Below are 25,088 nucleotides of genomic sequence, written 5' to 3' on the forward strand. Positions count from 1 at the left end.
CGGACGGACAGCAGTCAGGGTTCCACCCGCACCCACGGTCCGTCATGGGACCAGCCGGTTCACCACGGCCTGCTCTCCCTCGAGTTGCCGGCGCCACCGCGTCCGAACGGTTTTCCACCCAGACCCGAGCGGACGTCGGGCGCCAGGCGCAGGGCCGACGCAGTACGTCCCGAGGGTGACCGACACATAAGGAGTGCGCGGTGACACCGGAGCAGACGAAGAGTGATCAGCGCCCCGAGGAACGCGTGGAGCGCGCCGCCCGCCGGCCGGGGGAGCTCGGCAGTCTCGACGTGTGGGCCCGTTCGGCCCCGATCCGCCTCGCCGGTTACGAGGACGACCTCGCCGAGCCCCACATCCTGCCCAGCGTCGACTGACGGCACGCGCGGGCGGGGCGCACTCCGTCGCTACGGCCGGACGTAGGGCCGGGTCATGATCTCCATGTTGTGGCCGTCCGGGTCGTCGAAGTAGGCGCCGCGTCCGCCGAAGAGGTCGTTGACCCTGCCGGGCTCGGTGTGGCCCGGGTCCGCGTAGTAGGTGATCCCGGCCGCCTCCAGGCGCGTGATCATGGCATCGAACCGCTCCTCGGGCACCAGGAACGCGTAGTGCTGGCCCTGGACCGGCTCGTCCCGCTTCTCGTAGTAGTCGAGGGTCACGCCGTTGCCCAGGTCGACCGGCAGGAACGGGCCGAACGGGGCGCCGACCTCCAGTCCCAGTATTCCGGCGAGGAACTCGGCGGAGTGCCGGCGGTCACTGGCGTAGACGGCGGTGTGGTTCAACTGGACGTGCTGTGCTGCGGACATGGCTGGATTCGTCTCCGGTGTCGGTTTCCAAGGTGGGACGGGAACACGGAGAGGAAGGGCGGGCCACGGCCTCGCGTGCGCGGGGGCACGCCCCGCACCGGCCTCACACCGAGGCCGGGGGCGCCTTGCGTGCATGGCCTACGGCCGACCCGGCAGTCACCCGCCCGACCCTAGACCCTCGCGGTCGATCGCCGCAACGCCGTTCCCGTCAGGCCGAGTTGTGCCCGCCGCCGCCGTGGCGCGCGGTCGACTCGTTCTCCTGGGCGAGCCGTCGCAGGGCCATCAGCGCCGGCTCCAGGAGGAAGGTCAGCAGCACCGCCTGTTCGGCCTTCTCCATCGGGTCCGTGACCGTCTCCAGGCGGTCGAGGTCGTGCCGGGCCGTCCGCTGCGCGAGCTCGGCGTAGGGGAGGAGCGCCTCCCAGTCGTACGCGATGTCCAGTGAGCGCAGGGTCCGCAGTGTCTCGTCGATGGTCCGCCGGGCCGGGTTGTGCTCGGAGACCGACCAGCCCATCGCGTCGACCAGGGCGGCGGCCTCGGGGTTCGCCTCGGCGGGGGCCCCGCCCTCGGCCGCGTCCGGCGTGCCGCTGCCGGGCGGCCGGATGCCGAAGACGATGCCGAGCATTTCATGCAGGTCGGTCCGGTGTGCGGTCATGGCGTCCAGGACGTGCTTGGCCGAGGCGACGGACAGGCCCCGTACCCCCGTCAGCGCGCGGATCAGCCGGAGTCTTCTGAGATGGGTCTCGTCGTACTCGGCCTGGGTCGCCGCGGTGGCCCGGCCGGGTGGCAGCAGCCCCTCGCGCAGGTAGTACTTGATCGTCGCGTTGGGCACCCCACTGCGGCGGCTGAGCTCCGAGATTCTCACGTTCTCCACTCTTCCTCTGGCGCTTGGACAGTGACACTGTCTAATCTGGATAGTGCCACTCACCAATTATGGAGGCGAGACTACCGTGCCTACTCTTCCCTGGGTCACGCCGCGCCCGGCGGGCCCCGACACCACCCACGCCTTCGTCATGGCCTCCCGCTTCGAGGTGCGGTCGCTGAAGGACGTCCCCCGCTTCTTCCTGAAGTCGCTCTCCGCCTGGGGCCAGGTCCGCAAGGCACCCGGCGCCCTCGGGGCCTCCCTGGAGGCCAGGCCGTTCGGCAAGGTCTTCTACACGCTGTCCGCGTGGGAGAGCCGGGACGCGCTCCACACCTACGCCCGGACCGAACCGCACAGGAGCGTCATGACCGGTCTGCGCGAGACGATGCGCGACTCGACGTTCACCTTCTGGGAGGTGCCCGTCGACGGACTGCCGGTCGACTGGGACGACGCCAAGCGCCGCCTCGAGGCCCAGGCACGGGCCGGTGCCCCGGACGGGCACGGCACCACCCACTGAACGGCGGCCCGGTGCGAACGGGTGCGTGCGGGGGAGTCGTACCCCTGATGATCACCCGCCCTCACCCATGGAGCGCCCCGCATGCACGACGACCGCACCCCGGGCGGACCCGTCCCCGTCGCCGAGGGCCCCGCGGCCGGACCCGAGCCCGTCGAGGCGGGCGCCCGCCGGGGCGCGCCCCGGGCACCGGCTGGTTCCGGGTCACCGGGACCGTGCCCGAGGCCCGGTCCGGGGGACCGGGGAGGCGGTCCTCGGCTTCGACGAGAACATGCCCGGCTTCCAGCTCCAGGAGCCGGACCGGGGCGTGGCGGTCGTCAACGACTCGACGTACGGCCACGACGCGACGCGCACCGTCCGTACCGACGGCGACGGCGGTACGAGCACCACGGTCCGCGTCTCCCCGCTGCGCGCCCCGCGTTTCCCCGCCCCCGGCCGACCGGGGCGTGCACCGTTTCCGGCACGCGCCGGGGGCCGGGCGTCCGCCATCGGTGACGCGGTGCGCGAGGTCCGGCGGGTCGATCCCTCCGAGCGGCGGCTCACCGGAGCCGGCGAGGTCGCCCCGCTGGTGACGGCCGACCGGGACGCGGTCGTGATCACGGCGGTCGGACCGGCCGACGACGGCAGCGGTGACGTCGTCGTCCGCTTCCACGAGGCCCACGGCAGCCGCGCCCGCGCCACCCCCACCACCGGCTTCGCCGCCACCGGCGTCGAGGTGACCGACCTGCTGGAACGACCGCTCGCGGACACGGCGGCGCCCCCGCTCGACGGCGACCGGATCACCGTACGCCTGCGCCCCTTCCAGCTGATGACGCCGCGGCTGAGGCGGGCCTGACCGGCTCAGTCCTCCAGCCGGCCGCGCAGCCACTCCTCCACCGCGCCCACATGCGCGGCCGCCGCCGCCCGCGCCGCCTCCGGGTCGCGGGCGGCCAGGGCGCGGTGGATCGCGGCGTGTTCGCGCCGGGTGCGGGCGAAGGCGCCCTCCTCCTGGTGGCCGCGCCGGACCCTGGCGCGGAAGGTGCGTGAGGACAGGCCCTCCAGCATGGCGGCCATCGTCTCGTTGCCGGCGGCCGCCGCGATCTCGCGGTGGAAGCCCAGGTCGTGGGCGAGGATCTCCTCCGGGTCGTCGGTGGCGTTCATCGCCGCCAGGTGCTTCTCGACCTCGGCCAGCCGCTCCGGGGTGATCCGCGCGGCGGCCAGCGCGGCCGCCGTCGACTCCAGGACGCGGCGCACCTCCAGCAGCTCGACCAGGCGCGGCCCCCGGGACAGATCGGCCACCACCCCGAACGTCTCCAGCAGGTCCCCGGCCTCCAGCCGGGTGACGTAGATGCCCGAGCCGTGCCGGGCCTCGACCACGCCCAGCACCGTGAGCGCGCGGATCGCCTCCCGCATCGAACTGCGGGAGATGCCCAGCCGGGCGGCGAGCTCCCGCTCGGTGGGCAGCCGCTCACCGGGCTCCAGTTCCCCTTCGCGGATCATCGCCGTGATCCGCTCGATGGCGCGCTGCGTCACCGTGCCCTTCTGCGGGGCCGTCTCCTCCACGCCACTCCTCCACTCACCCGGTCGGCCGCAGTCTAACGATGGGAGTGGTCCGACCACTACGGGCCGAAAGCCGCAAGATTCGCGTGCGAGGGCTGTTGTACTCGCCAAGTGGTCTGATAAGTATGCGGCCGTGCCCCGGACTGACGCCCTACCGTCCCCGTCGCCCGCCGAAAGGTCCTCCGTGCCCCCGCAACCCGCCCGCATCACCGCCGTCGACACCTACGACCTCCGGTTCCCCACCTCGCGCGAACTCGACGGCTCCGACGCCATGAACCCCGACCCCGACTACTCGGCGGCCTACGTCGTGCTGCGCACCGACGCCGCCGACGGACACGAGGGGCACGGGTTCGCGTTCACCATCGGGCGGGGCAACGACGTCCAGGTCGCCGCGATCGAAGCGCTCCGCGGCCATCTCGTCGGACGGTCCGCCGACGAACTCTGCGCCGACCCCTCCGCCTTGAACCGCGACCTGACCGGCGACAGCCAGCTGCGCTGGCTCGGACCCGAGAAGGGCGTGATGCACATGGCGATCGGGGCCGTCGTCAACGCCCTGTGGGACCTGGCCGCCAAACGCGCGGACAAACCGCTGTGGCGACTGCTCGCCGAGGCCGACCCCGCGTGGCTGGTGCGCCAGATCGACTTCCGCTACCTCACCGACGCCCTCACCCCCGAAGAGGCCCTCACCCTCCTGCGCCGCGGCCGGGAAGGCGCCGAGGAGCGCACCGCCCTGCTGCTGGAGCGCGGCTACCCCGCCTACACCACCTCGCCCGGCTGGCTCGGCTACGACGACGGGAAGCTCACCCGGCTCGCCGCACAGGCGGTCGCCGACGGCTTCCGCCAGATCAAGCTCAAGGTCGGCGCCGATCTCGACGACGACCTGAGGCGCTGCCGGGCCGCCCGCGCGGCCGTCGGGCCGGACGTGCGCATCGCGGTCGACGCCAACCAGCGCTGGGACGTGGACGAGGCGATCCGCTGGACCAAGGCCCTCGCGGAGTTCGACCCGTACTGGATCGAGGAGCCCACCAGCCCCGACGACATCCTCGGCCACGCGGCCGTCCGCCGCGCCGTCGCCCCGGTGAAGGTGGCCACCGGCGAGCACGCGCAGAACAGGATCGTCTTCAAGCAGCTCCTCCAGGCCGGCGCCCTCGACATCGTCCAGATCGACGCCGCCCGGGTCGGCGGCGTCCCCGAGAACCTCGCGATCCTGCTGCTCGCCGCCAAGTACGGCGTCCCCGTGTGCCCGCACGCCGGCGGGGTCGGCCTGTGCGAACTCGTCCAGCACCTGTCGATGTTCGACTACGTGGCCCTGACCGGCACCACCGAGGACCGGGTCATCGAGTACGTCGACCACCTGCACGACCACTTCCTCGACCCGGTGGTGATCCGCGACGGTCACTACACGGCACCCCTCGCGCCAGGGTTCTCCGCCGCCGTGCGACCGGAGTCACTGGCGCGCTACACCTATCCCGACGGCGAGTTCTGGGCCGCGGACGCGAACACACGGAAGGAGCGGACGGCATGAGCGACTTCGAGGGCCTGACGGCCCTGGTGACCGGCGGCGCCTCCGGCATCGGCCGGGCCGCGGCCGACCTCCTCGCGGAGCGCGGCGCCACCGTCGCCGTACTCGATCTCGACCTCTCGACGGTCGACGAGCCCCTCACCGGACACCGCGCCGACGTCACCGACGACGCCTCGGTGCGTGCGGCGGTGGCCGCCGCCGTCGCCGGTCTGGGCGGCCTCGACGTACTGATCAACAACGCCGGCATCGGCGCGCAGGGCACCGTGGAGACCAACTCCGACGAGGAATGGCACCGCGTCTTCGACGTCAACGTCCTCGGCATGGTGCGCACCGCCCGCGCCTGCCTGCCGCACCTGCGTGCCTCCGCGCACGCCGCGATCGTCAACACCTGTTCCATCGCCGCCACCGCGGGCCTGCCGCAGCGGGCCCTGTACAGCGCCACCAAGGGCGCCGTGCACTCCCTCACCCTCGCCATGGCCGCCGACCACGTCCGCGAGGGCATCCGCGTCAACTGCGTCAACCCGGGCACCGTCGACACCCCCTGGATCGGCCGGCTGCTGGACGCGGCCGACGACCCGGCCGCCGAACGCGCCGCCCTGGAGGCCCGCCAGCCCGTCGGCCGACTGGTCTCGGCCGCCGAGGTCGCCGGCGCCATCGCCTACCTGGCGAGCCCGCTGTCCGGCGCCACCACCGGCACGGCCCTCGCGGTCGACGGCGGCATGCAGGGACTGCGGCCGCGCCCGGAGGCCCGGTGAACCGCCGCCGGCTCGGCCGCAGCCGCGTCGAGGTCACCGCCCTGGCCTTCGGCTCCGCGGGCATCGGCAACCTGTACACCGAGGTCGGCGAGGAGGCGGCGCACGAGGCGGTGCGGGCCGCCTGGCAGCGCGGCATCCGCACCTTCGACACCGCCCCGCACTACGGTCTCGGCCTCGCCGAACGCCGCCTCGGCGCGGCCCTGCGCGAGCACCCGCGCGACGCGTTCACGGTCTCCACCAAGGTGGGCCGCCGCCTCGAACCTGTCGCGCACACCGGCGGCGACGACCTCGCCCACGGCTTCGCCGTTCCCGCCACCCACCGCCGCGTCTGGGACTTCAGTGCCGACGGGGTACGCCGCACCCTGGAGGCGAGCCTGGAACGCCTCGGCCTGGACCGGGTCGACGTCGTCTACCTCCACGACCCCGACGACCACGCCGAACAGGCATTCCGCGAGGGCTACCCGGCCCTGGAGAGGCTCCGCGCGGAGGGTGTCGTCGGGGCGATCGGCGCCGGCATGAACCAGACCGCGATGCTCACCCGCTTCGTCCGCGACACCGACGTCGACGTCGTCCTGTGCGCCGGCCGCCACACCCTTCTCGACCACGGCGCCCTGACCGGCCTGCTGCCCGCCGCCCTGGAACAGGGCACGTCCGTCGTCGTCGGCGGCGCCTTCAACTCCGGCCTGCTCGCGGACCCGAGACCGGGAGCCACGTACAACTACACCCGGGCGCCCGCCGAGTTGCTGGACCGCGCCCTGCGGCTGAAGGAGGCCGCCGAGCGGCACGGCAGCACCCTGCGCGCCGCCGCCCTGGCCTACTGCGCCGCCCACCCGGCGGTCGCGAGCGTGCTGGTCGGCGCCCGCTCGGCCGCCGAGGTCCACGACTGCGCCGACCGGTTCACGGCCCCGGTGCCCGCCGCCCTCTGGCGGGAACTGCGCGCAGACGGCCTGCTGCCGGCCGAGGGGGAGCCGGCGTGACCGTCGACGCGCACCACCACGTCTGGGACCTGTCCGTGCGCGACCAGGACTGGCTCACCGGCCCCGGACTCCGGCCGCTGCGGCGGGACTTCGGCCTGTCCGACCTCGTACCCGAGGCGAGCGCGGCCGGTGTCGGCCGCACCGTCCTGGTGCAGACCGTCACGGTCCCCGAGGAGACCCCTGAGCTGCTGGCCCTCGCCGCGGCCCACGAGGTGGTCGCCGGGGTCGTCGGCTGGACCGACCTCACCCGCCCCGGCGTCGCCGACGAGCTGGCCCGGCTGCGGGAACTGCCCGGCGGACGGCATCTGAAGGGCGTCCGCCACCAGGTGCAGGGCGAACCCGACCCCGAGTGGCTGCTGCGCCCGGACGTACGGCGCGGACTGGCCGCCGTGGCCGACGCCGGTCTGGTCTACGACCTCGTGGTCCTGCCCCACCAGCTGCCGGCCTGCGCGGCGGCGGCCGGGTCGCTGCCCGGGCTCACCTTCGTCCTGGACCACCTGGGCAAGCCGCCCGTCGCCTCGGGCGCGCTCGAACCCTGGGCGTCCGACGTCCGCGCCCTGGCAGCGCTGCCCAACACGGTGTGCAAGCTCTCCGGCCTGGTCACCGAGGCCGACCGGGCCTCCTGGACCGTCGACGACCTGCGCCCGTACGCCGACGTCGTGCTGGACGCCTTCGGTCCCGGCCGGCTGATGTTCGGCTCGGACTGGCCGGTGTGCACCCTCGCGGCGTCGTACGGCGACGTCCTCGCCACCGCACGGGCGCTGACCGGGAGCCTCGACGACACCGGACGCCACCAGCTCTTCGAGACCACCGCCACCCGCGTCTACGGCCTCTGATCCGCCCCCGTCAGCCGGGTCGGCGGCAGGAACTCCCGCACGTACGTCCGTTCCCAGCACGCGCCCGTCTCCCGCAGCTCCCGCCACGTCGTGTAGCGGTAGCGGAAGAGGCGGGCGCGGATGTGCCGGGGCGGCGCCTCCGCGGGGAACGGGGAGCGGCGCAGCAGCCTCAGCGTGTCCCGGTCGCCCTCCAGCAGCCGCTCCACCAGCGCGCCGAACCACGGGTCCGCGTACGCGGGCGACAGCGCGGCGAACCACATCAGCCAGTCGAGCCGCAGATGGTACGGCGCGAACTGCCGCGGCCAGCGCCGCGGATCACCCGGCTTGCCCTTGAACTCGTACTCCCGCCAGCCGGAGTCCTTCCGGGGCACCTCGTCCGCCGTCCCCTCCACGACCACCTCGTACCGGATCCGGCTGACGCTGCCGAACGCCCCGTAGGTGTTGACCAGGTGCAGCGGGTCGAAGGAGCGGTTCATCACCTGGCGGCGGGAGAGCATGTTGCGGACCGGCCGGTGGCTGAGACCGAGCAGCAGCGCGGACACCGCGAGGACGACCACCACGTACCACAGCGGCGCGTCGGACACCGCCGGCGCATCGGAGGGGAACGCGACCGCCGGCAGAGCCAGCACGATCGTGATCCAGTTCAGCCACGCGAAGTTGCCGGACAGCACCAGCCACAGCTGGGTGACGATCATCAGCGAGGCGGCCACCGAGGCCACCGGCTGCGGGGCGAACAGCAGGAACGGCACGACGAGCTGGGTGACATGGTTCGCGGCCACCTCGATCCGGTGCAGCGGCTTCGGCAGATGGTGGAAGAACCAGCTCAGCGGCCCCGGCATCGGTTGGGTCTCGTGATGGTGGTCCAGGCAGGTCAGTTTCCGCCAGCACTCGTCGCCGCGCATCTTGATCAGCCCCGCGCCGAACTCCACCCGGAACAGGATCCACCGCAGCAGGAACAGCACCACGATCGGCGGCGCCACCTCGTCGTTGCCGAGGAACACGGCCAGGAACCCGACCTCGAGGAGCAACGACTCCCAGCCGAACGAGTACCAGGTCTGCCCCACGTTGACGACCGACAGGTACAGCGCCCACGGCACCAGCCACAGCAGCATCCCGCCCCACAGCGGAAGCAGCGAGTCCAGCCCCGCCAGCAGCGCCGCCGACACCGCGCAGCCCGCCCAGGCGCACACCGCGAAGAACCGGTCCGAGTAGTGCCAGTGGAACAGACTCGGCGACCGGCGCAGCGGCACCCGCTCCACGAAGCACGGCACCGGCAGCATGCCGCGCTCCCCGATCAGCGCACGGAACTGCAGCGCCGCCGTCAGGAACGCGACCAGGTACAGCCCGGCCAGCGCCCGCTGGAAGACCAGCCGGCCCGTCCAGTACTCGGATGCGGTGAACCACTCCACGGCCGCGCGCTCCCTCCTGCCCCGCCCCGACGGGACCTCTGTGACTCTCCGTATACCACCGGGCGGGCCGCGCGACCCACGGGCGGAAGGCGCCCAGCGGTCGAAGAATCGCGTGAACCCTGGCAAGGTGGGCCCATGGCTGATCGGGGAGCGAACCCCCTGTCTCTCCCGGACGACTGGCCGGACCACCCGGATCCGATCCTGGCGCTCAACCGCATGGGCAGCTTCGACTGGGACCTGGACGCCGGGGTGATGCAGATGGACGTCCAGGCGCACGAGATCTTCGACCTGCGCCCCGACGAGTACGACGACCGGCCCGAGTCCCTGGGGAGCCGGGTCCCCTCGGACGAGGCGCTGCGCCTGGACAACACCGTGTCGCAGGCACTGAAGGCCGGCCGCGAGAACTACGGCGCCTACTTCCGCGTCCGCCGCCGCGACGGCTCCCTGCGCTGGACCCACACCCAGGGCTACATCCGCCGGGACGAGACCGGTCGGCCCCGCCGCATCATCGGCATCGTCCGGGACGCCACCCAGGAGCTCGGCGACAGCGAGGCCAGACGCGATCAGGCGCTCCAGGAGGACATCCGCCGCCACCAGACCAACGTCGTCCAGCTCACCACCGCCGCCCTCGCCCATGCCCGCACCGTGCAGGACGTCATCGACGTCCTCAAGGACACCCACGGTCTCACCCATCTGGGTGCGACCAGCCTCGTGATAGGTCTGGTCGAGGCGGGCAGGATCCGGCTCATCGCGGAGGGACCCCAGGGCAGCTTCGTCCCGGGCACCGAGGTCACCGGGATCGACGAGCCGTACCCGATGAGCGAGGCGGTGCGCACCCTCAGCCCGCGCTTCATCGAGTCCCCGGAGGAGTTCGCCGAGCGCTATCCGCGGCTGTGGCAGGGCATCACCGGTCTGCACATCACCTCGGCGGCCTATCTGCCGCTGATCGTCCAGGCCCGCCCCATCGGCGCGATGGGCCTGCTCTACAACGACCGGCGCGGCTTCACCGCCGAGGAGCGCAACATCCTCGTCGTCCTGGGCAGCAGTATCTCCCAGAGTCTGCAGCGCGCGATGTTCTACGAGCAGGAGATGGACCTCGCCCAGGGGCTGCAGCAGGCCATGCTGCCGCGCACCATCCCCAGCGTGCCCGGCGCCGACCTCGCCGTGCGCTACCGCGCCGCCGGCATCGGCGGCTCCCTCGGCCGGGACATCGGCGGCGACTGGTACGACCTGATCCCGCTGCCCGGGGGCCGGGTGGGCGCCGTCATCGGCGACGTCCAGGGCCACGACACGCACGCCGCCGCCGTCATGGGCCAGCTGCGCATCGTGTTGCGCGCCTACGCGGCCGAGGGCCACCCGCCGGCCACCGTGATGGCCCGTGCCTCCGTCTTCCTGGACGAGCTCGACACCGACCGCTCCGCGACCTGCCTCTACGCCGAGGCCGACCTGTCCACCGGCATGCTCCAGGTGGTCCGGGCCGGCCACCTCGACCCGCTGGTGCGCCGCACCGACGGCTCCTGCCGGCGCGTCCCCGTCCCCGGCGGGCTGCCGCTCGGCCTGTCCGCGGAGTTCGGACGGCTCGACTACCCGGTCGGCACCATGGAACTCGACCCCGGCGACACCCTGCTGCTGTGCACCGACGGCCTGGTCGAGCAGCCCGGTGCCGACCTCGGCGACGGCATGGAGACCCTCTCGGAGCTGATCGCCGCCGGCCCCGACGACGTACGCGCCCTCGCCGACCGGCTCATCGACGTGGCCGGGGAACGCGGCGGCGGCGACGACGTGGCGCTGCTCCTGCTGCGCCGCCGTGCCCTGGACAGCGCGCGGCCCGGCGGCCGGCTCAAGCAGTGGGTGACGCCCGGCGATCCGGAGGCGCTCGCCGAGGCCCGGCGCATGATCCGTACGGCGGTGGGCTCCTGGGGCGCGGGGGACCGGGCCGACGAGATCGAGCTGGTCGCCGACGAGATGATCACCAATGTGCTGATGCACACCGAGGGTTCCGCGGCCGTCGTCCTGCGGGTCCTCGACGGCAGCGAGCGGCGCGTGCGGGTGGAGGTCGAGGACTCCTCCAGCGCCCTGCCGCGCCGCCGGGAGGCGGGCGAGTCGGGCGTCTCCGGACGGGGCATGCTCCTGATCGAGACGCTCACGGACGTATGGGGCGTGGAGGCACGCGGCGGCGGCAAGTGCGTGTGGAGCGAGTTCGTGGTGGGGAAGGGCTCCGCCCGGGCCTGAGCCCGTGCGGTCGCCGCGCACCGTGCTGCCCGTGGGGCCTCACCGGGGCTTCAGCGTCACCAGGTTCTCGCCCTCCGCCGTACGCACCTCGTAGCGGTCGATGTCCTCGGGGTGCATGGCGGAGCCGCCGAGTACGGTGTTGGGGCGGGCGTCGTGGCGGGGCACGCTCCAACTGGTCGCCGTCTCCTCGGAGCCGTCCCGGCCGACCACCACCAGACGGCAGGTGCGAGGACCGGCACCGTCCTTGACCTCGATCTCCATGGCGCTGCCCCAGGCCTTGTCCTGAGCGGTCACCTGCGCCCACACCCCGGACCGTTCGCCGGTCGCCGCGATGCGCACGGCGCTCCCGCCGTCGTCCCGCGCCATCATCGCGACCGCCGGCGCGGACACCGCGACCACCACCGAGGCGGCCAGTGCCAGCAGCAGCCGGCGACGCCCCGCGCGGTTGCGGGCCGCCACCTGCGACAGCAGCCGGTCCAGCATCCTCGGGCCGGGCTTGGCCAGCGGGTGCACCAGCCGCGGGGTGGAACTCCGGTACAGCATCAACTGGCGTGCCGCAGGGCCGAATTCGGTCACCTGGACAGCGCACTGAGGGCACTCCATGAGGTGGTCCTCGAAGCGGAACGCGTCCGCCTCGTCCAGCACGCCGAGCGCGTAGGCGCCGACGTCGCGATGCCTCTCCAGGGACCTCATGCCGAATCCTCGTGCCGTTGGGTGCGGGTGGGGTTACTCCTTGCTCCCACCGGTACGCACCAGGCAGCCGAATCACTCAAGCGACGTGCCGAATCGTAACCATGGGATTCGGAGCCGACCGGCCCGTGGATTGGCCGGATCGGCGGGAAACCTAAAAAAGATGGATGGCGAGGTGGCCGAGCGGCAGCCCGAGCTGCCACGCCGGTGTCCACACCTTGGGTCCCTCGTCCTCACCGGCCACCGCGCCGCCGCCCGGCACCGCGTTCAGGTCGGGTGCGAGCAGCTCCGTCTCCCGCAGCCAGCGCCAGGCCTCCCGGGCCAGCTCCAGGTCCGGGTCCGGCGCGCTCCGGCCGGCCGCGGTCAGGTCCCGCAGGCGCCGCTGCACCCACTCCTGCCACGGCTGGTCGTACGCGGTCAGCGACAGCCAGGTCTCCAGCTGGGTGACCACCCGGATGCCGGACAGCTCGCCGTCGGTGTCGGACAGGAAGACGGTCAGCGCCAGCGCGTCCCGCCCCGCGCGGAACTCGAAGGACGTCGGCGGCATCAGATCGCCGCTGCGCAGCAGCTCGTCGGCGATGTACTCGGCGTACAACCAGGCCATGGGGACGGTCAGTTCACCGTCACCGGTGCCGTCCGTGCTCTCTCGACCTCTGTGCAGCATCCCTTCCTGCCTTCCTCCGGTGCGTGCGCGTCGCCCGAACCCGGGCCCCCGGTCCGGAACACGGATGAGGACAGCCGATTACTCAACCGGGGCACTCGGCAAGGCGCTTTGCGAAGGCTTGACTCTGCCCTCGGTTTCACCGCATGTCGGAGGCGTATCCGGGAAGCACCCGGCGCAGGGCGCGCAGCGCGTAGTACGCGCGGGACTTCACGGTACCGGGCGGAATCCCGAGGGCCGTCGCGGCTTCCGCCACACTCGCCCCCTGGAAGTACACGAGCACCAGGACTTCACGGTGCTCCGGAGTGAGTGTCTTCACAGCCTCGCGGACGTCGAGCGCGGCCGCGGCCCGCTCGGCGTGGTCGGAGATCACCCGGGCGTTCTCCAGCACGGCGTCCCCGACCTCGGCCGGCCGGGCCTGCCGGGCCCGTCGCGCGTCGATGGCGAGCCGTCGTCCCACGGTGAGCAGCCAGGGCCGTACGGAGTCGAAGTTCTCGGCGCGCAGGGCCTCGGGGTGCTGCCAGGCGCGCACGAGGGTCTCCTGGACCAGATCCTCCGCGCGCTGCCGGTCCCCGTCGCAGAGCCGGAGCAGCAGCGCGAAGAGGGGCCGGCCGTGCTCGCGCTGCAGTGCGGCGAGCTCGTGCTCGGCGGTCGTCCCGTTCATGAGTGTGATTCCGGCCGTCATGGCCGTATGGCAGCGCACGGCGCGACGCGGGGACAGGGCGCGCACAGGAGCGTGCGGCGGACGGTCGATCGCGTCGACGAACGGTTCGACGAACGGTCGAGGCGGGCGTTCGCGCACGCCGGACGGCCTAAAGGGCGTGTCGGAACGACGGTGGGCGAGATGCGGCTCCTTACCTGTTTATCCATAAATACGACTACAGCGGGGTGAAGTGATGATCACACGCAGTCGGCAGGTGGCCCTGGTCCTGACCGTCGTCCTCGCCGCGGGCGCCGCCTGCCAGGCCCGTGACCACCGACCGCCGGAACCGGGGCGTCCGGCCCCTTCCGCCGCGGGGCCCCGCGGCTTCACCCTGGTCGCCTCGGGGGACGTGCTGCCCCACGACTCGATCATCGAACGCGCCCGCTACGACGCGGGCGGCACCGGGTACGACTTCCGGCCGATGCTCTCCGGCGTCCGCTCCGTCGTCGGCTCCGCGGATGTGGCGCTCTGCCACATGGAGACCGTGTACGGCACGGGTGGCGACTACACCGGCTACCCCCTTTTCAAGTCCCCGCCCGAGGTGGCCCGCGGCCTCGCGGCCACCGGGTACGACGGCTGTTCCACCGCCTCCAACCACTCCCTGGACGACGGTGTGGACGGCATCCGCCGCACGCTGGACGCCCTCGACCGGGCCGGCGTGCGCCACGCCGGCTCGGCGCGCACCGAGCGGGAGGCCCGCACGGCGGCCGTGCTGCGCGCGGGCCCGGCGCGGGTCGCCCACCTCGCCTACACCTACGACACCAACGGCCTCCCGCTGCCGCCGGACCGGCCCTGGGCCGTCGGCCTCGTCGACGAGGCGCGGATCGTCGCCGACGCACGGGCCGCCCGGGAGGCCGGAGCCGATGTCGTCGTGGTCTCGCTGCACTGGGGCACCGAATGGCAGGAGGCCCCCGACGAGCGGCAGATCGCCCTCGCCCGCTTGCTCACCGCTTCGGCCACCGGGGGCCGCCCCGACATCGACCTGATCCTCGGCACCCACGCCCATGTCCCGCAGGCCTACGAGAAGGTCAACGGCACCTGGGTGATCTACGGCATGGGCGACCAGATCGCCGGCGAGATGACCAACCACGAGGGCGTCCGGGACCCGCGCGGCAACCAGTCCACCCTGGGACGCTTCACCTTCGCCCCGCCGAGGCGTCCCGGCGGGCGCTGGGAGGTGGCCCGGGCCGAGTTCGTCCCGCAGTTCTTCGACGTGGACGCCGGCCGGGTCGTCAACCTCAACCGGGCGCTCGCCCGGGGCGCCGAGGTGCGGTCCGTGCGCGACCGGATCCGGAACGTGGTGCTGAGCCGGGGCGCCGCGCAGGACGGGCTCGTGATGGGGGAGTGAGGACCGTCAGCCGAGGTCGACGTGGTCGAGCGCCCTCAGCAGCTCGCCCAGCACCCGCAGGCAGGCCGTCACATCGGCGTCCGTGAGGTCACCGCCGACCTCCCGCAGGAGCAGGTGCTCACGCTTCAGGACGGCGGAGATCGCCGCGGAGCCCTTCGCGGTCGGGCGGATGAGCGACGACCGTCGGTGGGCGGGATTCGGGACGGCCTCCACCAGGTCCTGCGCCGCGGCGTCGTTCACCATGCGCTGCACGAACTGCCGGCTGATCGCTTGCGCCCTGCCCATCTGCGGCACGGTCATCGGCCCGTTGCGGTGCAGCAGGGTCAGCACGGCACGTACGCCCACGGACAGGTCGTCGGCGGTCAGACCCTGTTCCACGCTGCGCTGAGCGCGCCGGTAGAGGGGGCCGACCAGGTCGTACACCTCGGTGAGGCGACGGCCGAGCTCGTCCGGGGGGAGGGGGGCGTCGATGTCTGTCACCTCACCATCATGACACCTAGGTTGCCAAACTCGAATGAAGATGACACCTTGGTTGTCATGACTGGTGCTTCGGATCTGCGCTTCTTCCCCTCCGCCGACGGCGATCTCGCCTACCTCGACACCGGAACCGGCGACCCGGTGGTCCTGCTGCATTCAGGCTTCACCGACCACCGGATCTTCGACGCCCAGATCCCGGCCCTGGCCGCCGAGTACCGGGTGATCGCACCGGACGTCCGAGGCCACGGCGCCTCGGCCAACGCCACCGCGCCGTTCCGCTGGGCCGACGATCTCGCCGGGCTGCTGCGCCACCTGGACACCGGTCCGGCCGTGTTCGTCGGTGTGTCGATGGGCGGCGCCATCACCACCGACACGATGGTGGAGTACCCGGAGCTGGTGCGCGCGGCGGTGGTCTGCGGCGCTGCCACCAGCGACTTCCAGTACACCGACCCCTGGGTCCGCCAGGTGCTGGCCGAGCAGGCCGCGGCCCTGGGCGCGGGCGACATGGAGGGCTGGCTCACCGCGTTCTTGCGCCACGTACCCGGCGAGCACCGTGCCGCCGCCGACATCGACCCGGACATCCCGAGCCGGCTGCGCGAGATGGCCCTGGGCACTCTCGCCAAGCACACTCCGGACGAGGAGGACCACCACGTGCCCATGACCGACACCTGGGCCCGCGTTCCGGAGATCGACGTTCCGGTGCTCATCGTCAACGGCGCCCTCGACGCCCCCGACCTGATCGCCGAGGCGGAACGGTTCGCCGGTGCCGTCCGCAACGGCCGTTCCGTGATCATCGACGACGCCGCGCACTACCCCAACATGGAGCGGCCCGAGGAGCTGAACAAGATCCTCCTGGACTTCCTCCGCTCCCTGTGACACCGCGCCGGCGGGCGGTCGGTCAGCCGACGTCCGGCGGCACCGGTGTGCCCTGGTGGTAGTACATGCGCCAGCCGGTCCCCTCGTCACGCTTGCGCCACAGGGAGCCGCGGCGGGCCCAGTGTCCGCAGAAGCGGGTCTTGTAGGTGAGATGTACCAGGCCGGGGGCGAGGAGGACGCCGGTGATCTCCGACGGCTCGTAGCGCGGGCCGTCGGCCTCGCCGCCCGGATGGTCGGGCAGCTCGGCGAGCATCTCCGCGTATGTGTAGCGCCGGCCGGACGCGCCGATCTCGGTGAACTCCGGGTCCAGCAGGCGGGCGACCTCGGCGCGGGAGGAGCGTACGGCGGGGTCCAGCAGGCGCAGTTCGCCCTCGATCGCGGCGTTCACCGCGGCTGTCTCGTCGGTCATCCGCGCATGGTCGCATACGCCCCTGCAGCCCCTTCACGCTCCGGACCCCACTCGCGCCCGAGTGGCGGAGCCGCATGCCGGCACAGTCCCGCGCCCCCAGGGGCGCGGGGAACCGCGCGACCAGCCACAGCGCACCCGTGGCCGCCGCGTGACCCGCGCGCCCCGAGCCACCGGGAGCCCCGGGCTCAGCCCGTCGCGTCGACCAGCGCCAGGTCGTGGAGGCGGTCCGGGGGGCCCGGGCGGGCGTAGTACCAGCCCTGGGCCGTGTCGCAGCCGAGGATGCGGAGCTGTTCGGCCTGGGCTCCCGTCTCCACGCCCTCCACCGTCACCGCCAGGTCGAGGCTGTGGGCCAGGGAGACGATCCCCTCGACGATCTTCAGGTCGACGGGGTCGGCCGGGAACTGCTGCATGCTCTGGGTGAAGGAGCGGTCCAGCTTCAGGACGCTCACCGGGAGCCGGCGCAGGTTGGCCAGGTTGGAGTAGCCGGTGCCGAAGTCGTCCAGGGCGATGTCGACGCCCATCTCCGCCAGCCGGCGCAGCGGCTTCAGCAGGTCGTCGTCCGCGCCGATCAGCGCCGACTCGGTCACCTCCAGGCACAGGGCGTCGGGGGCCACGCCGGTGCGTTCCAGGATGTCCACCGTGTCCTGGACCAGCCCGGGATGCGTGAGCTGGCAGGGCGACAGGTTCACGTTGATGCGCAGCGGACCGAGCGCCTCACCCCCGTGCCGGTCCCGCCACTCACGGGCCTGACGCACCGACTGCTCCAGCACCCAGCGGCCCAGCGGAACGATCAGCCCCGTGTGCTCGGCGAGCGGGATGAACCGGTCGGGGGACAGCACCCCGTGCTGCGGGTGCAGCCAGCGCACCAGCGCCTCGGCGCCCCGCACACTGCCGTCACCGAGATGCACCAGAGGCTGGTACTCGATGAAGAACTCGCCCCGGTCCAGGGCCGTCGGCAGCGCCGTGGTGAGCCCGTGCCGGGTGATGGCGCGGGCGTCGGCCTCCGGGTCGGCGAGCTCGAACCGGTTGCCGCCCGCCGACTTGGCCCGGTACATGGTGATGTCGGCGCTGCGCAGCACCTCCGCCGCGCTGCGTTCCCCGGCCGGTCCCTCGACGATGCCGATGCTGCCGCGCACGGTCAGCTCCCGGCCGTCCACGCTGATCGGGGCGAGCAGCGCGTTCATGATGCGGGCGGCGAGCTCGTCGACGGTGCGCTCGGTGTCGGGGCCGGTGGTCAGCGCCACGAACTCGTCGCCGCCGAGCCGGGCCACCATCTCGCCGGACGCGGTGGCACAGGCCTGCAGCCGGTCGGCGACCTCGACGAGCAGCCGGTCGCCGGCCGCGTGCCCGAGGCTGTCGTTGACGGTCTTGAAGCCGTCCAGGTCGAGGTAGCACAGCCCGAACCGCTGGCCCTCGCCGGCGCCGAGCGCCTTCTCCAGCCGCTCGAAGAAGAACGCCCGGTTGGGCAGCCCGGTCAGCGCGTCGTGGGTGGCCTCGTACCGCAGCCGGAGGTTGAGCAGCCGCCGCTCGGTGGTGTCCTCCATGAGGGCGAGCTGGTACTGCGGGTCGCCGTCGGCGTCGCGCAGCAGGGACACCGTCAGGTTGGTCCACAGGACCGTTCCGTCCGGGCGGTAGAACGCCTTCTCGAGGTGGTAGTGCTCGCGCGCGCCGCTCACCAGCTCGTCGTAGAGCCGCCACGTCTGCGGGGCGTCGTCGGGGTGGACCCACTCCTTGACCCTGCGGCCGCGCAAGGCCTGCTCGGACAGACCGAACATGCGCCGCAGCGCGCCGTTGACCTGCAGGACGTTGCCCTCCAGGTCGGCGATGCCGATTCCTATGGCCGCGCCCTCGAACACCGCGCGGAACCGGGCCTCGGTGGCGTGCAGCGCCTGCGCCACCACGCCCTGGGCCTCCAGCGCGGCCCGCGCGACGGCCTCCTGCTCGGCCAGCGTCCGCTCGCGCAGCGCCTGCGCGAACCCGGCGGCCATGGCGTGCTGGAGCCTGCCGGAGCGCGCCCGCAGATCCTCCCGGTCGCCGTCCCCGCCGCAGTACAGGACGAGATAGGCGTCCACGCAGTCCAGGGTCCGGCTGAGTGCCTCCGGGTCGGTGCAGTGCGCCTCCACCAGCGCGGCCCCGACCGTCCGGCCCGCGTCCGCGTCGAACGACCGGGCCCGCAGCGCCTCACTCAGCAGCCGGGCCAGCGGCAGCAGCAGCTCCTCGAACTCCGGGCGGGTCGACGACGTCGAGGTCACCGGGAAGACCGCCCGGCTCCAGATCGTCGCGAACCGGCGCAGTCTGTCCTCCGGCCCGTCCGGCTCCGCGCTCACGCCGTACGCCCCACGCCCGCGAAACCGGAGAACGCGTAAGGATCCTCGTCCTTCGGTGCGGTGTCCGGCCGCCACTGCGGCATCGGCACCAGTCCGGGTTCCACCATGTCGTACCCCTCGAAGAACCGCGCGATCTCCTCGCGCGTGCGCATGATCAGCGGGTTGCGAATGTCCTGGTACACGTCCACCGCCCCCTCGGCCCGCTCCGCCGGCAGCGGGATTCCCTCGTACGAGGCATGGGTGAGCACCAGCATGCTGCCCGGCGCGAGGGCCCGGCGCAGTTCGGCCACCGCCGCGTACGGGTCGTCCGCGTCTTCCACGAAGTGCAGTATGGCAACGAGAAGCAGTGCCACCGGCCGATTCAGGTCGATCAGCCGCAGCACTTCAGGACTGCTGATGATCTCCTGCGGCTTGCGGAGGTCCGCGGCGACGACGCCCACGCCGTCGGTGCCCTCCAGAACGGCCTGGCTGTGCGCCACGGCCACCGGGTCGTGGTCGACGTACATCACCCGTGCGCCCGGTACGGCCGCCTGCGCCACCTCGTGGACGTTGCCGAACGTCGGGATGCCGGAACCGATGTCCAGGAACTGGGTGATGCCCTCGCCGGCCGCGAAACGCACCGCCCGCCGCATGAAGGCACGGTTCGCCTGCATGATCTTGGGCAGGCCCGGCATGAACTCCATGGCCCTGCGGGCCGCTTCCCGGTCGACCTCGAAGTTGTGCGAACCGCCCAGGTAGTAGTCGTACATCCGGGAGACGCTGGGCACCGAGATGTCGATGCTCCGCGGGGCCCAGGCGGGACGCTCCATGTAGCTCTCCAAGGCGTAGGCGATCCGGTGTTCGAGCAGAGGCTACTGATCGCCCGCCAAAGGAGCGACCCCAAACGGAAATTGACCATCCGTTCCCGGTCACTGCCAGCGGCACGTGCCTGTTCGGTCTTCCGTGAAAGCGTGACGACGTGTGTCCGTGATGTTCCGGAGAGTTCCGGCACGCCGGGAAGTGCGCGGAGGAGGGTGCCGGCAATCTCCCTTGTGCGCGGCTGGTCCCGGTGCCGCCGGTCGGGCGCCGGGAAGTCGCCGCGCCGACGGCACCGGTTGCCGACGGTGGCGCGTGCCACTCCCGCGATACGGGAGATCTCCGTGGCTGTCACCTGGGCCGACGGCTGGGGCGTGACCTGTTCTCACCTCTCGTCGGGAACGGCGAACACGACGCACCACCCGTCAAACCTGTTGAGCGGACAACGCCAAGGGCATCTCCGGTGCCGTCCGGTCCCGCTTCGACACCTCGCGCATCGCCGACCGCACGCTCAGCGGCATCGTCGCCCACCCCTCTTCCTCGGCAAGATCGACATCGAGCGGGACCGGATGACCCTGACCGACCGCAACCTGATGGGCGCCAAGCACGTCGCCGACATCACGCGGGCCGTCATCGCCGGCCCCGGCGGCCGTGTCGGCAAGAAGTACGACGGACGCGAACGATGACTTCGAGCCGATCGCCTCCGCCCCGATCACGCGTCAGAGGCGAGCGGATCTGTTCGCCACATGATCAGCGGAGCGGCACAGGCATCGGCTCACTCGTCGATCGACGTACCGAAGCGCGCGTCGGTTCCGGAAGCGCCGAGCGAGCCTCCGCCGTACGACCACGATCCGGTGCTCACCGTTCCGGTCGTGGAGGCGGCGAGCCACCAGACCACCCCGTCGTCGGTGTTCTCGCCGGGTGCCGCGGCCAGCAGCTCGGAGCGGCCGTCGGCGTCCGTGTCGGCGAGCCGGACCTGTCCGCCCCAGCGGTCCCCCTTCTCCGCCGTGCCGGGTACGCCCGCCGAGTTCTGGTCGAAGGACTCCGCGCCCACCGCGGTCAGCCCGGCGGCCGAGCCGCGCAGGATCCGCACCCCGCCCGCGTCCGCCACGGTGCCGATGTCCTCGCCGGGCACGCCCACGGCCAGATCGGCGTAACCGTCACCGTCGATGTCGGCGAGGGAGACATCGGCGCCGAAGCCGTCGCCCAGTTCGGCGGTGCCCGGCACGCCGGCGGTGTACTGGGTCCATACCTGGGCGGGAGTGCCGAGTCCGTCCACGTTCTCCATGCCGTCTTCGGAGCCCAGATAGACGCCGGCGGATCCACCCGTGAGGGGTTCGTTCTCGTCCTCGGGCTTGTCGGGCTTGCCGTAGACCAGGTCGTCGTATCCGTCGTTGTTGATGTCGCCGGACGCCGTGGCGGAGCCGCCGACGAGGCCGCGGGTGTAGACCGGCCCGTCCGCGGCGCCCATGTACAGGGAGGACCGTGGTCTGTAGTCCTCCTCCAGGCTGCTGCCGGACACGAGCAGGTCCGCGTATCCGTCGCCGTCGTAGTTCCCGGTGGTCAGGGAAGCGGGCCGTATGGAGTCGCGGCCGGGGACACCGGCGGTGTCGAGCCGGCCCGTCCCTTCCAGGGAGCCGGCGTCGTAGGTGAACAGGGAGGCGCCCCCGCGGTCGGCCACGGCGAGGACGTCGCCCGGTGTGGTTCCGGAGAGCCGGGCGGCGGCGACGGCCAGGCCGAACCGGGCGTCCGCCGCGGGCGCGTCCGGCATCAGGGTGACGCTGCGGGCGGGGGTCAGCCCGGCCGGGGATCCGTAGAGGACCGTCACCCGGCCCGCGTCGCTCACGGAACCCTCGTCCTCACCCGGCGCGGCGACGATCGCGTCGTCGTAGCCGTCGGCGTCGAGGTCCCCCGTGGCCACGGCGGTGCCGAAGCCGTCACCGGACTCGGCGGAGCCCGGGACGCCCGCGGCCGCCTGACCGAAGACGGCGGTGCGGACCCGGGGGATGCTGGTGGCGGTGCCCATGCCGCTCGCGGCGCCGTACTGGACGGTGACGTAGCCCGCCCCCTTCCTGCCGCCGTCGGTGCCGCCCGGAGCGCCGGTCAGGACGTCGTCGTAGCCGTCGCCGTCGAAGTCGCTGTCGCGGTCCTCGGCGTAGGTGCCTTCGGGCGCGCCCGCGAAGGCTGCGGGCACGGCGGTGAGGGTCACACCGCTCAGCAGCAGGAAGGACGCGGCAGCAACGGCAGTGGAACGTCTGTGGGTCATGATCTGCTCCCATGCGCGGGGCAACGGCGGGTCGCGGTCACAGGTTGGATCCATGGCGCACAGGGAAAGTTGCGGCCCGCCGGTCTTCTGTGACAGAGGGGTGACACTGATGCCGGGAGGGGGCTGACGCAGGTCCGGGTGACAGGGCGGGTCACGCGACCCGGAGGGCCGGTGTGGTCATGACGGTTTCGGATGCGTCGGGTGCGGCAGGCCGAAGTTCGGCCGTGGCGTGTTCGGTGATGTCCGCGGGTCACAGCCGGTTGGGGGCATCCGCGGTGAAGTCACGGCGGACCGGGTTCCCTCCCCTGGTCCTGTGCGTTCTCACCTTGGACGACATGGCCCTCTGCACTTCCATGGGTACCGGTGAATCGCGGCAGAACGGTCCGCCCCTCCGCGGGCTGCGGAGGGGCGGACACGGGGCCGGCGGCATCCGGAGCGGACGACACCCTGGGGAGGTTGTTACTTCTCCGACGCGCCGACCGGCTTTCCGTCGGGCCGTACGGCGTACCAGGTGCCGCCGACGCCCTGACCGTTGGTGTCGCCGGGAGCCTTGTCACCGGCGAAGGTGTAGATGGGCCAGCAGTCGATGGTCTGCTGGTCGGCGCCGTCCGGGCGGGTGAAGGTCATGTAGCCCTCCTTCTCGATGCCCTTGGTGTCGGCGAAGTCGACCGGCGAGACCACCGGCCACTTCTCCAGGCAGGCGCCGGTGCAGGCCGACACGGGCTTCGGCCAGGCCTCGTCCTTCATGAAGCGGTAGACGGTCATGCCGTTCTTGTCGACGACGACCTCGCCCAGCTTCGGGTCCTCGCGGGTGGACAGCCCGGGCTGGTCGGCCGCCTGCGCCTTCTTGCCCTCGGGGTTCAGCGCGTACCACTTGCCGCCCACGCCCTGGCCCTTGACGTCCCCGGCGTTGACGTCCTTGACGTAGCGGTAGGCCGGCCAGCCGGCGACGGTGAGCTGCCTGGTGCCGTCGGCCCGGGCGACCGACCCGAGCAACGACCTGTCGATGCCCTCGCCGGCCGTGGCGTCGTCGGCGGGCACCGGCGGCCAGGTCTTGGCGCAGTCGTCCTCGCAGTTGGAAGCGGGCGGCTCGGCGGTGTCCTGGTCGAAGCGGTACAGGGTCAGACCGAGGCTGTCGGTCACCACCTTGCCCAGTTCGGCGTTGGTGGAGACGTTCAGTTCGCCCGCCGTGTCGGAGGGACTCGCCGATGCCTGGGCGCCGTCTCCGGCCTGGCCCGCGCCGATGTTGCCGACGTCCCCGGCCCCGGCCGTGGCACCGACGTTCTGGCTGGAGGCGGGCGGTGGGCTTTCCTGCCCGCACGCCGTGGTCAGGGCCAGCACCGCCGCGGCGCTCGCCACCAGTGAGGCGGTCCGCCAGGAGGTCTTCATCGTCAACTCCACATCATCGCAAGGGTCTTGCAGCGCCCTGCTGTGCCGCCGCTCGACGATGGGTACGCACGGAGGCACGGGTCGTGTTCAACGGTGGCCCGGATTTCTTTTGTTAACTCCTTCGGGGCAATCATCGGGATCCCGGGCGTGGCCCGGCGGCACACGACTCATGATCCTCGTCGTGCAAGCACTCGTACCGACCCCATCCCGCGCCGCCGCATGCGCGTTGGCCGCGGCGACGCTGATCTGGGCGCTCGTCGGCACACCCGGCACGGCCGTGGCCGATGCCTGCGCGTACGCCTCGACGGGGCCGGACGGCACGGAGGCGGTGGCGATCGCGGGACACGTCACCTGGACCGACCCCCCGGTCTGCTCACCGCCGCCGCCGTCCCCCACACCCACACCTACGCCCACTCCCACGCCCTCTCCGAAGCCCCCGTCCCCGCCGCCCCCGTCCGAGCCCGAGCCCGAGCCCACGTCGGCCACACCGCCCCCGCCGCCGAAGCCCCGTCCGGCCCCGCCCCCCGAGCCGCCGCCCCCGCCGGCCGCCCGTCCGGCACCGTCCGCCGGCCGTCCGGCGCCGGCTCCCGTCCCGCCGCCGCGCCCGCGCCCTTCTCCGCCGCCCTCACCGGCCCCGGCGCCCTCGGCCACGCCGAAGCCGCGTCCGTCCGTGACGCCCGTGCGCTACCCGCGGTACCGCGCGGCCCCGGTCCGGCGGACCTCCGGCGGTGCCACGTCGCCGCTCACCTTCGTCCTGCTCATCACGGTGCCCGCCGTGGTCGCCGTCGCCGCGCTGCGTCCGCGCTGAGGCCCGGACCGATCCGACCCCTTCTGGAGGCATCTCTTGCCGGAATGGCTTGTTCTCACCCTCGCGATGCTCGCCGCCTGTGTCGTCGTGGTGGTCATCACCCTCGTACGGCACCGCAGGGCGGCCGACGACGAGGATCCCAGCGAGACCCCGGACGTCATCGAGTACATGACGATGTGGATCGGCGTGGTGTACGCCATCGTCCTGGGCCTCGCCATCGCCGGCGTCTGGGAGGGACGCAGCGCCGCCCAGGAGCACGTACGGGCGGAGGCGGTGGCACTGCACGAGATCACCGAGCGGGTACGGGTCTATCCCGCCGAGGTGCGCGACCGCATCCGGGGCGATGTCAACGCCTATGTCGGACACGTCGTCACCACCGAGTGGCGGGCCATGGCCGACGACGGCCGGGTCACCGAGCGCGGCACCGAACTGCTCGACCGGGTCCGCCGGGACGTCACCGACTACGAGCCGCGGACGGACTTCGAGGCGCAGGCCTACCAGCCGCTCGTGGACCAGGTGGCCGCCGCCGACGAGGCGCGCAGCGCGCGGGCCGAGTCGACCGGGGAGACCATGCCGGGCGTGGTGTGGTTCGGGCTGATCTCCGGGGCCGCTGTCACCATCGGGATGATCTTCGCGCTGCAGATCCGGCGTACTCCCCGGGAGATGGTCCTCGCCGGGCTGTTCTCCGCGCTGATCGCCTTCCTGCTCTTCCTCATCTGGGACTTCGACGCCCCCTACAGCCGGGGCCTCGCCGCGTCGGCGGACCCGTTCCTGCGACTCTTCCCGGACATCGAGGGCTGACACCACCCGCGGAGCAGTGGAACGTCGCCCCGGATCCCGCGGGATCCGGGGCGAGCGGTGTGCGAACTCGTGCGAAACGGCGGCCCGGAGGGGAC

25 protein-coding genes and 1 pseudogene are annotated in these 25,088 nt (G+C 72.6%); 12 read left to right on the top strand and 14 right to left on the bottom strand.

The window, feature by feature from the left end; translation table 11 throughout:
- Positions 1 to 200 precede the first annotated feature (200 nt).
- The gene (locus ACFXAE_RS14770) at positions 201 to 374 is read left to right on the top strand and encodes a hypothetical protein (protein WP_384713429.1); all 174 of its coding nucleotides are present in this window, start codon (positions 201 to 203) and stop codon (positions 372 to 374) included.
- A 30-nt stretch (positions 375 to 404) separates the two neighbouring features.
- On the opposite strand, the gene ACFXAE_RS14775 is transcribed toward ACFXAE_RS14770, so the two are convergent.
- Positions 405 to 800 carry a VOC family protein gene (locus ACFXAE_RS14775; RefSeq protein ID WP_384713432.1) on the bottom strand — a complete coding sequence of 132 codons (396 nt, stop codon included), beginning with the start codon at positions 798 to 800 and terminating at the stop codon, positions 405 to 407.
- Positions 801 to 1,008: 208 nt separating this feature from the next.
- Entirely contained in the window at positions 1,009 to 1,662 is a 654-nt protein-coding gene (locus ACFXAE_RS14780; protein ID WP_384713435.1) for a MerR family transcriptional regulator, read from the bottom strand.
- 85 nt (positions 1,663 to 1,747) lie between these two features.
- Between ACFXAE_RS14780 and ACFXAE_RS14785 the strand changes: the two genes are divergently transcribed.
- Together ACFXAE_RS14785 and ACFXAE_RS14790 are read left to right on the top strand one after the other, a co-directional pair.
- On the top strand, positions 1,748 to 2,176 hold the full coding sequence (locus ACFXAE_RS14785) for a DUF3291 domain-containing protein (protein WP_384713438.1): 429 nt from the start codon (positions 1,748 to 1,750) through the stop codon (positions 2,174 to 2,176).
- Between the two features lie 283 nt (positions 2,177 to 2,459).
- Positions 2,460 to 3,008: pseudogene (locus ACFXAE_RS14790) on the top strand (glycosyl hydrolase-related protein); the annotation flags it as partial.
- Positions 3,009 to 3,013: 5 nt separating this feature from the next.
- Here the strand turns inward: ACFXAE_RS14790 and ACFXAE_RS14795 are convergent.
- Positions 3,014 to 3,715, bottom strand: a complete 702-nt coding sequence (locus ACFXAE_RS14795; protein WP_384713441.1) for a FadR/GntR family transcriptional regulator — start codon at positions 3,713 to 3,715, stop codon at positions 3,014 to 3,016.
- A gap of 181 nt (positions 3,716 to 3,896) precedes the next feature.
- Between ACFXAE_RS14795 and ACFXAE_RS14800 the strand changes: the two genes are divergently transcribed.
- From ACFXAE_RS14800 to ACFXAE_RS14815, 4 genes are read left to right on the top strand one after another with little or no spacing between them, the layout of a single operon-like run.
- Positions 3,897 to 5,237, top strand: coding sequence for an enolase C-terminal domain-like protein (locus ACFXAE_RS14800; protein WP_384713444.1), 1,341 nt, complete (start codon positions 3,897 to 3,899; stop codon positions 5,235 to 5,237).
- Positions 5,234 to 5,989: an SDR family NAD(P)-dependent oxidoreductase gene (locus ACFXAE_RS14805; protein ID WP_384713447.1), complete on the top strand. Its 756-nt coding sequence runs from the start codon at positions 5,234 to 5,236 to the stop codon at positions 5,987 to 5,989. Before ACFXAE_RS14800 ends, ACFXAE_RS14805 begins: the two co-directional genes overlap by 4 nt.
- The gene (locus ACFXAE_RS14810) at positions 5,986 to 6,966 is read left to right on the top strand and encodes an aldo/keto reductase (protein WP_384713450.1); all 981 of its coding nucleotides are present in this window, start codon (positions 5,986 to 5,988) and stop codon (positions 6,964 to 6,966) included. The genes ACFXAE_RS14805 and ACFXAE_RS14810 overlap by 4 nt, the downstream gene beginning before the upstream one ends.
- On the top strand, positions 6,963 to 7,802 hold the full coding sequence (locus tag ACFXAE_RS14815) for an amidohydrolase family protein (protein WP_384713453.1): 840 nt from the start codon (positions 6,963 to 6,965) through the stop codon (positions 7,800 to 7,802). The genes ACFXAE_RS14810 and ACFXAE_RS14815 overlap by 4 nt, the downstream gene beginning before the upstream one ends.
- Here ACFXAE_RS14815 and ACFXAE_RS14820 read toward each other — a convergent pair.
- Positions 7,790 to 9,211, bottom strand: a complete 1,422-nt coding sequence (locus ACFXAE_RS14820) for a lipase maturation factor family protein (protein ID WP_384713456.1) — start codon at positions 9,209 to 9,211, stop codon at positions 7,790 to 7,792. The two genes, ACFXAE_RS14815 and ACFXAE_RS14820, sit on opposite strands and share 13 nt — an antisense overlap.
- A 135-nt stretch (positions 9,212 to 9,346) precedes the next feature.
- Here ACFXAE_RS14820 and ACFXAE_RS14825 point away from each other — a divergent pair, with 135 nt between their 5' ends.
- Positions 9,347 to 11,443 (top strand): SpoIIE family protein phosphatase, encoded by a 2,097-nt coding sequence (locus ACFXAE_RS14825; protein WP_384713459.1) that lies wholly within the window; start codon positions 9,347 to 9,349, stop codon positions 11,441 to 11,443.
- A gap of 39 nt (positions 11,444 to 11,482) precedes the next feature.
- On the opposite strand, the gene ACFXAE_RS14830 is transcribed toward ACFXAE_RS14825, so the two are convergent.
- From ACFXAE_RS14830 to ACFXAE_RS14840, 3 genes are all read right to left on the bottom strand, one after another.
- Entirely contained in the window at positions 11,483 to 12,136 is a 654-nt protein-coding gene (locus ACFXAE_RS14830) for a zf-HC2 domain-containing protein (protein ID WP_384713462.1), read from the bottom strand.
- A gap of 151 nt (positions 12,137 to 12,287) precedes the next feature.
- Positions 12,288 to 12,797 (bottom strand): hypothetical protein, encoded by a 510-nt coding sequence (locus tag ACFXAE_RS14835; RefSeq protein WP_384713465.1) that lies wholly within the window; start codon positions 12,795 to 12,797, stop codon positions 12,288 to 12,290.
- 136 nt (positions 12,798 to 12,933) lie between these two features.
- Entirely contained in the window at positions 12,934 to 13,479 is a 546-nt protein-coding gene (locus ACFXAE_RS14840) for a sigma-70 family RNA polymerase sigma factor (RefSeq protein ID WP_217131500.1), read from the bottom strand.
- A gap of 211 nt (positions 13,480 to 13,690) precedes the next feature.
- Between ACFXAE_RS14840 and ACFXAE_RS14845 the strand changes: the two genes are divergently transcribed.
- Complete coding sequence (locus tag ACFXAE_RS14845; protein ID WP_384713468.1) at positions 13,691 to 14,845, top strand: CapA family protein; 1,155 nt, start codon at positions 13,691 to 13,693, stop codon at positions 14,843 to 14,845.
- 6 nt (positions 14,846 to 14,851) lie between these two features.
- Here ACFXAE_RS14845 and ACFXAE_RS14850 read toward each other — a convergent pair whose 3' ends face one another.
- On the bottom strand, positions 14,852 to 15,325 hold the full coding sequence (locus tag ACFXAE_RS14850) for a MarR family winged helix-turn-helix transcriptional regulator (protein WP_384713471.1): 474 nt from the start codon (positions 15,323 to 15,325) through the stop codon (positions 14,852 to 14,854).
- 57 nt (positions 15,326 to 15,382) lie between these two features.
- Between ACFXAE_RS14850 and ACFXAE_RS14855 the strand changes: the two genes are divergently transcribed.
- Complete coding sequence (locus ACFXAE_RS14855) at positions 15,383 to 16,198, top strand: alpha/beta fold hydrolase (protein ID WP_384713473.1); 816 nt, start codon at positions 15,383 to 15,385, stop codon at positions 16,196 to 16,198.
- 22 nt (positions 16,199 to 16,220) lie between these two features.
- Here ACFXAE_RS14855 and ACFXAE_RS14860 read toward each other — a convergent pair whose 3' ends face one another.
- The 6 genes from ACFXAE_RS14860 to ACFXAE_RS14885 all read right to left on the bottom strand — a co-directional run bounded on the left by ACFXAE_RS14860 (position 16,221) and on the right by ACFXAE_RS14885 (position 23,384).
- Positions 16,221 to 16,607: a DUF4440 domain-containing protein gene (locus tag ACFXAE_RS14860; protein WP_384713476.1), complete on the bottom strand. Its 387-nt coding sequence runs from the start codon at positions 16,605 to 16,607 to the stop codon at positions 16,221 to 16,223.
- Between the two features lie 185 nt (positions 16,608 to 16,792).
- Complete coding sequence (locus ACFXAE_RS14865; RefSeq protein WP_384713479.1) at positions 16,793 to 18,934, bottom strand: putative bifunctional diguanylate cyclase/phosphodiesterase; 2,142 nt, start codon at positions 18,932 to 18,934, stop codon at positions 16,793 to 16,795.
- On the bottom strand, positions 18,931 to 19,743 hold the full coding sequence (locus tag ACFXAE_RS14870) for an SAM-dependent methyltransferase (protein ID WP_384713482.1): 813 nt from the start codon (positions 19,741 to 19,743) through the stop codon (positions 18,931 to 18,933). The genes ACFXAE_RS14865 and ACFXAE_RS14870 overlap by 4 nt, the downstream gene beginning before the upstream one ends.
- Before the next feature lie 411 nt (positions 19,744 to 20,154).
- Positions 20,155 to 20,445, bottom strand: coding sequence for a hypothetical protein (locus tag ACFXAE_RS14875; RefSeq protein ID WP_384713484.1), 291 nt, complete (start codon positions 20,443 to 20,445; stop codon positions 20,155 to 20,157).
- Between the two features lie 59 nt (positions 20,446 to 20,504).
- Positions 20,505 to 21,995 (bottom strand): FG-GAP repeat protein, encoded by a 1,491-nt coding sequence (locus tag ACFXAE_RS14880; protein ID WP_384713487.1) that lies wholly within the window; start codon positions 21,993 to 21,995, stop codon positions 20,505 to 20,507.
- A gap of 459 nt (positions 21,996 to 22,454) precedes the next feature.
- Positions 22,455 to 23,384 carry an SCO0930 family lipoprotein gene (locus ACFXAE_RS14885; protein WP_384713609.1) on the bottom strand — a complete coding sequence of 310 codons (930 nt, stop codon included), beginning with the start codon at positions 23,382 to 23,384 and terminating at the stop codon, positions 22,455 to 22,457.
- Between the two features lie 670 nt (positions 23,385 to 24,054).
- Between ACFXAE_RS14885 and ACFXAE_RS14890 the strand changes: the two genes are divergently transcribed.
- Positions 24,055 to 24,192, top strand: a complete 138-nt coding sequence (locus ACFXAE_RS14890) for a hypothetical protein (RefSeq protein ID WP_384713490.1) — start codon at positions 24,055 to 24,057, stop codon at positions 24,190 to 24,192.
- 36 nt (positions 24,193 to 24,228) lie between these two features.
- Complete coding sequence (locus ACFXAE_RS14895; RefSeq protein ID WP_384713493.1) at positions 24,229 to 24,993, top strand: DUF4239 domain-containing protein; 765 nt, start codon at positions 24,229 to 24,231, stop codon at positions 24,991 to 24,993.
- Positions 24,994 to 25,088: the final 95 nt, after the last annotated feature.

Origin of the sequence: Streptomyces sp. NPDC059454 (assembly GCF_042749965.1) — a bacterium.
In the GTDB taxonomy this organism is placed as follows: domain Bacteria; phylum Actinomycetota; class Actinomycetes; order Streptomycetales; family Streptomycetaceae; genus Streptomyces.